An 11,657-nucleotide genomic window follows, 5' to 3' on the forward strand; every position below is an offset into this window, starting at 1 on the left:
GCTGAAGGACGGTCTCGACAATGTCGGACCAAGGCCTGATCGGCCTGCCGCGCTATCTCACATTTTATACATCAGCCAGTCTCTTTTTATCTTACAAGGCCGTTAGACCGAGATTCGCTCTCTCCCAGCGCCGCTGCTATCTCTTCCCTTACCTCCTCGTCCGCCTCCACGCCCTCCCGCGCGCGCAGCGCCGCCTCCGCCTCCGCCCCGCCGATCTTCCCCAGCGCCCACGCCGCGTGCCGCCGCACCAACGGCTCAGCCGTGGCGAGCGCGCGAGCCAGCGCCGGCGCCGCCGCCGGGTCGCCGATGTTCCCCAGCGCTACGCACACGTTCCGCTGGAGGCCGACGCGCTTCGCCCGCTTCACCGCCGAGCCGCGAAACCGCTCCCTGAACGCCTCGTCGTCAAGCTCCAACAGCGGCAGCAGCGCGGGCGCGCCGAAGTCGTGCCGCTGCGCGAACGCCGGGTCGAGCGTTTGCGCGGCCTTGCGGTTCACCGGGCAAACGTCCTGGCAGATATCGCACCCGAATACCCAGTCTCCCACCAGCGGGCGCAGGTCCCTCGGAATCGCCCCCCGCAGCTCGATCGTGAGAAACGAGATGCACCGCCGGTTATCTATCGTGTAGGGGGCAATTATCGCGCCGGTGGGGCACGCGTCGATGCACCTCACGCACTCGCCGCAGCTCTTCTTCAGCGGCGAATCCTCCTCCAGCTCCAGGTCTGTCAGCACCTGCCCCAACAGCACCCACGACCCGTAGCCCTGCGTCAGCACGAGCGAGTTCTTCCCAAACCACCCCACCCCCGACCGCTCCGCCGCGGCGCGGTCGTTCATCGGCCCGTCGTCAACGAACACCCTCGTCCTCACGGGCCTCCCGGCAAGCCGCTGCACCCCTTCGGCCAGGTCGCGCATCTTATCCTTTAATAGAGCGTGGTAGTCTTCGTTCCACGCGTACCGGGCAATCTTGCCCCTTGGGCCGGGAGATGCCAGGTCGCGAGGGCCGGTGTTGTAGCTCTTCGCCAGGGAGATGATCGACCGCGCGCCCTCCAGAAGGACCTCAGGGTGGTTCACCTTGCGCGCGCGGTCCTCTGTATACCAGGGCAGCCCGTCCATCATCCCGTCGCGCACGCGCTGCACCGCCTCGGCCTCGTCCCGCAGGAACGGCACCGCAGAAGCGATGCCTACGACATCGAATCCCAGGGACCGCGCGTACTCTTTTATCGCCCGTTCAAGGTCGCTCATTCTCTACGTATTTCGTAATATCCGGCACTTGGACACATGTGTTAAAATATTCACAAACGTTTACAAACCCTCGGCATGAAGCCATTCTGACAGAGTGCCCCGCGGCTTTTCTACCTGAGTATTTGGTTGACTTGCTCTGTTCCACTCTCTATAATCTCGCAAAACTTTCAGGGGCAGGAGGATTTTAATGGGGGTCCCCCAGTTCAAGGCACTAAGGCGGGCGTACGGTTTCGACGAAGTCGCAATCGCGCCGGGCCATGTGACCATCAATCCGGACCAGACCAACATCCAGTTTTCTATAGACGGCGTGACTCTCAAATCTCCTGTAATCGCGTCCGCCATGGACGCTATCGTCAACCCGGCGTTCGCTGTCGAGTTCGGTAAGCTCGGCGGCCTAGCGGTGATGAATATGGAGGGCGTTCAGGCCCGGTACGATAACCCGCAAGAGGTCATCGACCAGATCGTTGCCGCTCCCCCTGAGAACGTCACGGCCCTCTTCCAGAAGCTCTACTCCGCCCCTATCAAGGAAGACCTTCTGGCGAAGCGTGTCAAGGAGATCAAGGCCGGCGGCGCAGTATGCGCTGTGTCCGTAACCCCAGCCAACACAAAGAAGCTCGCCCCCATCGCGGTCGATGCCGGGGCAGACCTCCTCTGCGTCCAGTCCACCGTAACAACCGCCCGCCACGTCTCCAAGAGCGTGCGCGGCCTCGTCTTCTCCGAGCTCCTTGAGATGGTAAACATCCCCGTCATCGTCGGCAACTGCGTCGCGTACGACGTCGCCCTGGAGCTCATGGAGACCGGCGTGCACGGCGTCCTCGTCGGCGTAGGCCCCGGCGCGGCCTGCACCACCCGCGAGGTGACGGGCGTCGGCGTTCCGCAGGTCACGGCGACCATGGACTGCGCGGCGGCCCGCGAGGAGTACTATCGCAGGACAGGCCGGTACGTCCCCATCATCACGGACGGCGGCATCAGGACGGGCGGCGACCTGTGCAAGGCATTCGCCTCGGGCGCCGACGCGGTTATGATCGGCACGCCGTTCGCTCAGACGAAGGAAGCGCCCGGCAAGGGCTACAACTGGGGCATGGCCACGCCGCACCCCGTTCTTCCGCGCGGTACCCGCGTGAAGCCCGGCGTGAAGACCACCCTCCAGCAGCTCATGTACGGCCCGACGTCCAAGCACGACGGCACCCAGAACCTCATGGGCGCTCTGCAAGTCTGCATGGGCATGGTGGGCGCGTTCAACATCCGCGACTTCCATGAGAAGGCGGAGCTCATCATCGCCCCGTCCATCAAGACCGAAGGCAAGCACTACCAGCTCGGCCTGGAGTAGGCAGGATCAAGGTCCCGGACCAATCGTAGAGGCGTCCGCCGCGGCGGACGCCTCTACATTTTTTTCACCTCTGTTCCCCTTCCTGCCTTCGCAACGCTCTGGTTTAATATACCGCAACGTTCAAACGCTCACGGTGCTCCGGCAAATGGATTATGTGGTCCGCGTAAGCCCCCGCGCCCGGCGCGTCATCCTCCGCGTCACGCGCGCGGAGGGGCTTGTCGTCGTCGTTCCCCCAGGCTTCAATAAGAAGAACATCCCCGGAATCGTCGAGGCCCGCCGGGCGTGGATCGACCGTGCCGTCCAGCGCATCGGTAAGCCGGAGGCCCTGGCCGCTCCGCATGTCGTAGACCTGCCGGCGCTCGGGGAGTCCTGGACCGTCTTCTACGTCCCTTCAGAGAAGAACGAAGTCCGGCTCACCCCAAACTGCCACGGTACGCTGAGGATCGAGGGACAGGTGGAGAGCATCGAGACGGTGGTAGACGTGCTCAAGCAGTGGCTGACCGTCAAGGCCAAAGCCCACCTTTTCCCCTGGCTCCAGGCGGTCAGCGCCGAAACGCGCCTCCCCTACGGCCGCGCCGGTGTCAGGAGCCAGAGCACGAGGTGGGCCAGCTGCTCGAAAGACGGCAACATCAGCCTCAACCGCAGCCTGCTTTTCCTTCCGCCGGAGCTGGTCCGCCACGTCTTCATCCACGAGCTCTGCCACACGAAGCACATGGACCACTCTCCAAAGTTCTGGAAGACCTTTGAGAAGCTGGAACCGGACTGCAGGAAGCTGGAGGCCCAGGTGAAGCGCGCCGAGAAGCATGTCCCCATCTGGGCGCAACCTCGCGGCCCAGGTTGATCAGAACAAATCTGCCCTCGCCAACGTCTATTGGATATGGACGGCGAGAATTTAAACAGTTCATTGGGCTATAATTGGAGCATCCCTGTGTAAACCGGGCCGGCATCAGAGCCCCATGCAATACGAACTGGAGAGTAGTTATGGCTAAGACTATCTGTAGTCAGAGTTATCTCGGTCTCGGGCTTCTATTGTCCATCCTGCTGTTTGCTCTCGTAGGCTGCGCGCCGGACGCCGACCCATTCGCGGTGGGAGACCGCGCGCGGACTCCCACGCCTGTCGGCACCTTCAACCCGAACGCAACTCCCGTACCCACAACCGACCGCTCTGGTTCGGCCAGCACGATCATCGGCAAGGGCATGATCAAGTTCGCGGACGACGGCACCAACAACGTCCAGTTCGGCAGCACTCTCGTCGGTTACATCATGGTGTGGGGCTACGGCTACTCCGCCGAGCTCGTGAACGTGAGAGAGGCCGGCTACCAGAAGGCGCTTGAAGACGGACTGGTCGATGTTGCTGTAGACGTCGATAAGACCGCTGACGCGGACTGGTACAACGCCCAGATCGCCGCGGGCAAGATCATCGACGCCGGCTCACTGTACGGCGCGGACTCCAACAAGCGCATTATCGTCGTATCCACGTTCAGGGACAGGGCCGCGGAGCTCGTGGACTTCCTGGCCAAGGCGGTCCCCGGCCAGGAGGCCGTGGACAAGCTCACCGCACAGATGACCGGCGGCCGAACAGGCATCCGCGCCAACGTGGCAGCCCTTATCTACCTCAAGGACTCTGCCTCCAACTGGCCCTCGTGGGTCACACCCGCCGTTAAGGAGGGCGTAGACGCCGCCGTGGCGGCCGGCAAGTCCAGCCTGCTCAACCGGGCCTGTATCCCAGACGGCGGCGCGGGCGGCGGCAGCCCCAACTGCGGCACCTAGCAACTCGATCTGGACCTGCCCCCAGAGTGGACCCGGACTTCCCGGGTCCACTCTGTATTTGAAAATGGTAATATATCGCCACAAATACCAGGGGGGTTAGACCGATGGCGACCAGTTTCAATCTTTCGCACCGAGTAGCCGTTCTGCTCCCTGCCATTTCAGCGCTTTTCGTAATCACCTTGCTTTCGACGGCGTGCACGCCGGACGCCGATCCCTTCCGCCCGCGCGCCACGGCAACCCCGGACCCCGCCTCCACCGTCGCAACCTCCGGCGGGCCAACGACGGCCGAGGACCTGAGCGTCCTTAACCGCAACCCCGAGCTTCTCGGCAAGGGCACCATTCGTTTTTCGAACTCCGGAGTGAACACAACGTCCTTCGGCAGCACCCTCGCCGGCTACATCGTCGTGTGGGGCTACGGCTACTCGGCAGAGCTCGTTGATACAAAAGAGTCGGGCTTCAAGCAGGCAGTGGAAGCAGGACTTGTCGATGTTGTCATAGAAGCATTGGAAACGGACGAGGCGGACTGGTACAATGCCCAGACATCCGCAGGCAAGATGTTCGACGTAGGTTCTTTATATGGCCCCACGTCCGACAAGCGAATAATGGTCACCGCAGCGTTCAAGAACAGCGCGCCGGACTTGACCGAGTTCCTTCAAAAGCTCAGCGTCGGCGAGGAAGGCATTACAACCATCACGGCCGGCATAACCGGCGGGCGCACAGGCATAACGCCTGCCGTCGCGACGCTGCAGTACCTCAAGACCAACGAGGAGACGTGGGCCGGGTAGACAGATACCGCTGTGAAGGATGCCGTCCTTGCCGCGATAGCCGGAGGCAAGACCAGCCTGCGCAACCGCGCATGCATCCCGGACGGCGGCCACGGCGGCGCAGGCAGCCCGAACTGCTAGACAATCACGTCTCGTGGAGTAGATAATGCACCGCTTCGACCGGAACTTTGCATTTGCGCTTCTCGCCGCTCTCGCAGTCGCGTCCATCGCGCTGACCGCCTGCGGCCAGCGCTCAACTCCGCTCCTGCGCCAGGGCACGGTGCTGCCGAGCACGCCCCTGCCGGGCTCAAACGCAACGCCGATACCGCTCATAACCGGCACTCCGCTCAGTAATGACATCGTCGGCAAGGGCACTATCCGCTTCGCCAACCATGGTGAAAACAGGATCGCCCTCGAGAGCACGCTGGTGGGCTATTTCATGGTGTGGGGCTACGGCTACTCGGCAGAGCTGATAGACACAAAGGAAGCGGGAAACAAGGCAGCCTTCGACCAGGGCCTCGTGGACGTTGTCATGGAAGTGGACCGGGTAACGGACGCCGAGTGGTACAACTCAGGCATATCTTCCGGAAAGATCGTGGACGCGGGCTCCCTGCTGGGCGCATCATCGGACAAGCGCATAGTGGTGCAACCGGCGCTGAGACAGAGCTCCCCAGAGCTCGTAAGTTTTCTCGGCTCGGTGACGCTCGATGACGCAACCATAGCCAATTACGCCGCAAGCATCACAACCGGCCGCGTGGGAGTCTCCCCTACCGTTGCGACTCTTACATACCTGAAATCAGGCACTACATGGTCGACGTGGGCGCCCCAGGACATCATCGCAGGGGTGACCGATGCGATTTCTACCGGCAAGACCAGCCTCCGGAACCGGGGCTGCATTCCCATTGGCAATGAGGGCGGTGCGACGACCATGCGGTGCATACAGTAAAAGTTCAATTTCGAGGAGCCCTGGATGATTCGGAATCGACTCTTGCGGCACTTGGCGCTACCGGCGGTCCTGGCCGGACTCTTCGCCCTGGCGGCCTGCGCGCCGGAGGCCGATCCGTTCAACGTCGGAGACAGGGCCGCCCTGTCGGCCGGCACGCCGTAGAGCCCCGCGGCCGCGCCGGCGGACGGAACGCCGGCGGCAGCCGCCACACCGGGCCTGACCAACAATGCGGTTGCCTCGCAGGCGTCCGAAGGCAACGGAACGGTGCGATTTGCTGACTGGACCGACGACGAGGTCAGCCTGCTCAACAACCTGCTGGGCTACATTATCGTCTGGGGCTATGACTACAAGGTCGACCTCATAGACGTGAACGAATCTGGCTACCAGGCGGCGCTCACGGGCGGCGCCGTAGACGTGGTAGCGGAGGTGCCGAAGGCAGACGCCGGGGAATGGCTTGCGGCGCAGTCCAGCGCGGGGGCCGTGGTTGACGCGGGCTCCGCCTTTGGAGCGGGCTCCGATATTCGCATCGCCAGCACGGCATCCCTCAAGCAGACCGCCCCGGAGATCGCCGAGTTCCTGCGCACGGTCTCCGCGGACAAGGCCGCGATCGAACGCCTCGCGGCACAGATCACCGGTGGCCGCACCGGCGTGAAGCCGAACGTCGCCGCACTCATGTACCTCAAGGACAATGAGACCGCCTGTACTTCATGGGTGCCGAAGCCCGTCGCAGAGGAGGTAAGGGCCGCCCTGGCAGCAGGCAAGACCAGCCTGCTCAGGCGCAACTGCATCCCTTGAGGCGGCTCCGGCAACACCAGTGAGCCCGCCTGCTCGCGAATCAATTAGCCGATCGTCACCATTAAATGTTGCCAGGCAAAATGATGACAGGCTCCCCGATGTATCGGGGCGCCTGTCCCGTACCAGTCCGTCTCCGGCTACAGCCCTCTCTCGCATGTACTGAAGGGCCGTATTCCCTGAGCCCCGGCTCATCTGGCCGAATTGAAGTCCTCTGCCTTGACGCCCTGACGGGGCGTGTTCCCTGAGCCCAGCCCAACGGGCTGGGTAAGGTCCGACATCCCAAACTGCCTGAAGGGCCGTGTTAAACCCACACCGAGGGATGCGCCCGCTAGAACCCCAGTATGCGCTTTGCCGTCCCGCCCATAATCATCGCCATCTCGCTCTTCCCGATGAAGTTCGTGCAGTACTTCTCAATGTACTGCCGCGACTGTCGGTAAGTGCAGAACCGGTTCTGGAACGGCATATCGGTGCCCCAGAGCAGGTGGTCGGCGCCGATGTTCTTTAGCATCGCCTCCAGCGTGGGCCACACCTCCCTGTACGGGTAGTCGAACAGGTCACCGAGGCGCACGGGGAAGCATACCTCCAGGTTGCAGTTCTCGCCCTTGAACGGCGCCCAGATATCGGCAGGCAACACGATCTTGTTGCCGTCAAGGAAGAGTCTCCACGGAAAACCGTGCGTGAGGCTGCAGACGTTGTTCGGGTAACGCTCCATCCACTTCATCAGGATCCGGTGCTCGTTCAGGTAACCCTGTATTTCATCCGCCTTCGTCCGCTTCCTGTTGCGGAAATCCGGCCCCGTGCCCAGGGTGAAGAATACGGGCACGTTGAGCTTCGTCACGGCCTCCCAGAACGGCCGGTACCAGTTATCGTCCCATGACTCCGGCCCCGATGCGTACCCGAGCGGGTTGAACTTGATCGCGTCCAGCCCGTGGACCTTCACTGCGTCGGTCACTTCCTGGATGACGGCGTCCGTATCGTCCTTTATGCGCCACTCGTCCACCGGGATCATGGACTTCAGGCGGCCCGGCATCACTTTCTTGCACTCGGCCAGGTACGCGGAATCGCGGCCCAGCATCGGGTCCGTGTGGATAAGCGCCGCGTTAACCCCGGCATAGTCCATCTCGCTGCTAAGGCTGAACGGCGTGAACTCCAGGTTGCGCAGGTTCGGCGGAAAGAACTGCTTGGTGTACTCGTCCCCGTTGTAGTTCCAGACCATCCTGCCCCGGGCGTAGTTGGCCCTGAACTGCAGGTCCGGCAGCTGCATGAGGTCGGTTGACGCCTTCGGGTTGAGCACGTCGGACGGCCCCGGCTGCAGGTCCTTGATCCTGTATGCCGGCTGTTGGTGGCCGGAGTACCCCGCCTGCGCGAACCGCATCCTCACCGCCCCGCTCTCATGCCCGCCCGGCGTATCGATCGGCGTAAAACAGTACACGTGCGAGTCGATAATCATATCTGTGGACGCCTTTCCTTAAGTTCGCTGTCAATGCTACCGTCGCCCGGGGATAGCAACGCGGTGTGATTGCCGGCGCCGTCCCGCTACCCCGGGAAGCCCACCGGCGCTCCGCTGAAGTACGCTTCGTCACCGAAGTGCGGGAACATACCGAAAAGGTCCTTTTCCTTCTCATCCCACACCAGCCCCGTCTCGCAGTAGGCAGTCGAGCCGTGCGCCGGAGGGTTATAGATAGGGTTCGTCAGCAGGTCAGAACGGTACCACGTGGACCTGTGCTTGAAGGATGTCCCAACTGGGTACCGGTCAAATATGAAGCCCTTGAGCCGCGGGTTCTTCTTCTGCGACTCGATCCCCTCACCGAACTTCGTGTACTTCGCCAGCTCCGGGCGCACCTGCTGGACCTCTGCGATCGATAGCAGCTCGCTGTCGTTCCGCATGAAACACGCGTTGCCCTGCGGGTCTACCATCGCCCACTTCTTCTGCTCCGCCGACCAGAACTCCGCCGTGAAGTGGCCGAACCAGCCGTCAGGCTGCTGGTTTGTGAACACCGCGCACCGGGCGGGTATGCCCACGGCCTGCGCGCAGCTAACGAAGGTGGCGGAGAAGTGTACACAGTGGACCAGCGGCCGCATGCCGTTGTGGCCCCGCTGCTTTGAGCCCCAGTCAAAGACCGTCTCCGGGTCCCAGGGGGCATTCTGCATCGTTATTACCGTGTTGGCGTGCTCAATGTTGCTGGAGAGCCACCCCATAATCGCCTGGGCCTTCTCAAGGGAGCTACCCTTGCCCTTCGCTGCCTCAGGAATAACCCGGCGTAGGGACTCCATCCGCGCGGTGCCCGGATCCTCCCACTTGAACGGCGGAGGAGGCGCGTCCTGCCCATCCTCCAGCCGAACGCGGAGTATGTACTCGGCGCGGAAAGTGTTCAGGTAGCCCATGTGGTGGTTGCGCCACTCAGCGCCGCTGTTGTCGCTGATGAAGCTCCGCGGCGCCTCGTACCCGGACTCCAGCCCAATCGACCATGCGTTCATCGCCGTTGCATCGCACCATAGCTCGAATACATTCTCGCCCCGTCGCAAGTGCTTTGCCTCAACCGTGAACTGGTACCACCTGTACCAGGGCATCGGCATCGCGGGCAAGGTAGCGATCTCCCGCCCGTTCACGGAGAAACGCAGCGGGACTTTCGAGTCCGGGTACGCCCGCATAAGCGCGTATACTGTGGCGCTCTTTGAAGTCGCGGGGAGGTCAAGCACCTTCCGCGCCCGGCGGAAGGTCGTCAGCTCCTCGCTCATGTTCGGCTGGCCGTGACCGGCCTCTGTGTAGAACAGCTTGCTCATCGAAAGGACTCCCGGTCCGCCCCTGGGCTATTAATAAGGTAAGGCAGCGGCCTTACTGTGTTATCCTGTCGCACGGTATTATATCCAACAGGCCGACTTTGTGCGCGAGGTGAAAGCTATGACCGGCAGGTTCCCAACGGCGGAGATGGACGCCGTCGCCCGGGCATTCCCGGGCCGCCTGGGATTCTATGTGGAAGATATCAATACAGGCGACTGCCACCAGTACGCCGCGGACCGCAGGTACCCTACCGCCAGCGTATGCAAGGTGACCGTCCTGATCGAGCTGTTCCGGCAGGCACGGGACGGCGCCATCTCTCTTGACACTCGCGTACGAGTGCCGGACAACGTCTCCTCCCTCGGCTCCGGCATGCTGTCAATGCTCCAGGACACCCCCGAGCTGACTCTGCTGGACTACGCCCGACTCATGATCATCGTCAGCGATAACATCGCCACCGATACATTGATGGGCATCCTGGGCAACAAGAACATCAACGCCACGCTCGACCGGCTGGGGTACCCCGAGACCCGGACCACCGTCACCATTGGCGAATACCACTACCGCATGCGCAACCTGGGCCACCTCCCCCGCAACCGCGAAAGCGACGCGCTCCAGCGAGGCTCGGACAAATACCCGCTGGACTATTCGTCAGTATCGTATACGGACTCGCTGGAAAATAACGTCGCCAGGCCCGTAGACATGGCGGACATGCTACGTAGAATGCACCGGGGCGAAATGGTGGACGCATCCGCCTCCGTGGCCATGCTGGACATCATGAAGCAGACCAACTACGTACAAGGCATACGTAAACACCTGCGCCCCGGCACACCTATAGCCCACAAAAGCGGCTCCTCCGGCATCATAAAAGGTCATGTGGGATAGTCTACCTCCATTCCGGGCCGATGATAGTCTCGGCTTTTGCTCTGGCGAACGACAAGCAGGTGGACGGGGCGGGGGCGATTGCGGAGATCGGAAGGCTTGCCGTAGGCGCTTACTCAAAGGAGAGCCTCGTGTAGGCCAGGGCGTTGATATTGTTAGTGGAGGCCCTTACCCTGCTTATCAGCATCGGCAATGGTCGCCTCCCAATCAGGTATCGGGCTAGCACTGTGCGATATGGTGCTAGCCCGATCTGCGTCTAGGGGCACCACCAATGGCAATTGCTGTGGGGGTGCGGTATTCGCAGTCCCGCAATTAGCCTAATCTATAGGTGGCGCGAGGAGTGGGGCTCTTGGGAAAGGAGGTGGCAGCTTGACGGATATCAAGGTCCTTGTAGTAGACGATGACGAGCTGCTACGCGAGATGCTCAAGGGTTGGCTCCACCTGGCAGGCTTTAGCGTGGTCAGCGCGGCGAACGGCGAAGACGGCCTGCTGATCCTTGAAGCTCACCGCCCGGATGTGGTGGTGACAGACCTGACGATGCCGGTTATGGACGGCATCCAGTTCTGCAGAGAGGCCAGGAAGATCTCCGATGTTCCGATCCTGGTCTTCAGCGGTCTTCCGGACAAGGAGTGCCGCGAGTCTGCCATGACAGCAGGGGCAGACGGATACGTGGTCAAGAACATCGGCATGTCGGCATTCATCAGCACGGTGGAGGGCCTGGCGAAGAGGCGTAAGCAGGTAGCGTGAGCGGCCCGGCGCAAGGCATCAGTGATTCTTAAGTGAATCATAACCCCCAAAATGGTTGATGCCGAAGCGAAGGACGTAATATAATCGGGTTAGGCATTTTGGGGGGTAACACGTAGGTGGAAATACGGACGTGTTACAGAACTAGCCAAGCCGAACAGGACCGCCCTGCTGGCCCCTGAGCCGGTTTCCCCGGACATGCCTTCCCCAATCATAGTCGTGCCGCCGGGTGCGGTGGATGACTACATCACACTCATCTACTCCCCTCGTGAAGTGGAGCAGGTGCCTGGCATGGACCCGGAATTCGGCATTGTTGGCCAGCTGTTCGACCTTGAGGCCTACCGGACGGATGTCTGGTTGCCGCGTTACCGCTTCAATTCTCCGCTGGAGATGTACTGACCCTTCACTG

At 62.0% G+C, this 11,657-nt stretch carries 12 protein-coding genes; 9 read left to right on the forward strand and 3 right to left on the reverse strand.

Annotation, left to right across the window (positions count from 1 at the left end; genetic code table 11):
• Positions 1–86 precede the first annotated feature (86 nt).
• The gene (gene queG / locus FJ319_07865; protein MBM3934203.1) at positions 87–1,238 is read right to left on the reverse strand and encodes a tRNA epoxyqueuosine(34) reductase QueG; all 1,152 of its coding nucleotides are present in this window, start codon (positions 1,236–1,238) and stop codon (positions 87–89) included.
• A 187-nt stretch (positions 1,239–1,425) separates the two neighbouring features.
• Here queG and FJ319_07870 point away from each other — a divergent pair, with 187 nt between their 5' ends.
• The 6 genes from FJ319_07870 to FJ319_07895 all read left to right on the forward strand — a co-directional run bounded on the left by FJ319_07870 (position 1,426) and on the right by FJ319_07895 (position 6,843).
• Complete coding sequence (locus tag FJ319_07870) at positions 1,426–2,568, forward strand: GuaB3 family IMP dehydrogenase-related protein (protein ID MBM3934204.1); 1,143 nt, start codon at positions 1,426–1,428, stop codon at positions 2,566–2,568.
• Positions 2,495–3,409: a M48 family metallopeptidase gene (locus FJ319_07875; protein ID MBM3934205.1), complete on the forward strand. Its 915-nt coding sequence runs from the start codon at positions 2,495–2,497 to the stop codon at positions 3,407–3,409. The genes FJ319_07870 and FJ319_07875 overlap by 74 nt, the downstream gene beginning before the upstream one ends.
• A gap of 140 nt (positions 3,410–3,549) precedes the next feature.
• On the forward strand, positions 3,550–4,338 hold the full coding sequence (locus FJ319_07880; protein ID MBM3934206.1) for a hypothetical protein: 789 nt from the start codon (positions 3,550–3,552) through the stop codon (positions 4,336–4,338).
• A gap of 104 nt (positions 4,339–4,442) precedes the next feature.
• On the forward strand, positions 4,443–5,123 hold the full coding sequence (locus FJ319_07885; GenBank protein ID MBM3934207.1) for a hypothetical protein: 681 nt from the start codon (positions 4,443–4,445) through the stop codon (positions 5,121–5,123).
• Positions 5,124–5,268: 145 nt separating this feature from the next.
• Positions 5,269–6,048, forward strand: coding sequence for a hypothetical protein (locus FJ319_07890; protein MBM3934208.1), 780 nt, complete (start codon positions 5,269–5,271; stop codon positions 6,046–6,048).
• Positions 6,049–6,312: 264 nt separating this feature from the next.
• Complete coding sequence (locus FJ319_07895; GenBank protein ID MBM3934209.1) at positions 6,313–6,843, forward strand: hypothetical protein; 531 nt, start codon at positions 6,313–6,315, stop codon at positions 6,841–6,843.
• A 328-nt stretch (positions 6,844–7,171) separates the two neighbouring features.
• On the opposite strand, the gene FJ319_07900 is transcribed toward FJ319_07895, so the two are convergent.
• Both FJ319_07900 and FJ319_07905 read right to left on the reverse strand, forming a co-directional pair.
• Complete coding sequence (locus FJ319_07900) at positions 7,172–8,293, reverse strand: amidohydrolase (GenBank protein MBM3934210.1); 1,122 nt, start codon at positions 8,291–8,293, stop codon at positions 7,172–7,174.
• Between the two features lie 86 nt (positions 8,294–8,379).
• Complete coding sequence (locus FJ319_07905; GenBank protein ID MBM3934211.1) at positions 8,380–9,627, reverse strand: transglutaminase domain-containing protein; 1,248 nt, start codon at positions 9,625–9,627, stop codon at positions 8,380–8,382.
• Positions 9,628–9,745: 118 nt separating this feature from the next.
• Here FJ319_07905 and FJ319_07910 point away from each other — a divergent pair, with 118 nt between their 5' ends.
• From FJ319_07910 to FJ319_07920, 3 genes are all read left to right on the forward strand, one after another.
• Positions 9,746–10,507, forward strand: coding sequence for a serine hydrolase (locus tag FJ319_07910; GenBank protein ID MBM3934212.1), 762 nt, complete (start codon positions 9,746–9,748; stop codon positions 10,505–10,507).
• Positions 10,508–10,873: 366 nt separating this feature from the next.
• Positions 10,874–11,251, forward strand: coding sequence for a response regulator (locus tag FJ319_07915; GenBank protein ID MBM3934213.1), 378 nt, complete (start codon positions 10,874–10,876; stop codon positions 11,249–11,251).
• 195 nt (positions 11,252–11,446) lie between these two features.
• A complete protein-coding gene (locus tag FJ319_07920; protein ID MBM3934214.1) occupies positions 11,447–11,647 on the forward strand; it encodes a hypothetical protein in 201 nt (66 codons plus the stop codon).
• The last annotated feature ends 10 nt before the right edge of the window (positions 11,648–11,657 follow it).

The organism is SAR202 cluster bacterium, from assembly GCA_016872355.1.
In the GTDB taxonomy this organism is placed as follows: domain Bacteria; phylum Chloroflexota; class Dehalococcoidia; order Lucifugimonadales; family VGZY01; genus VGZY01.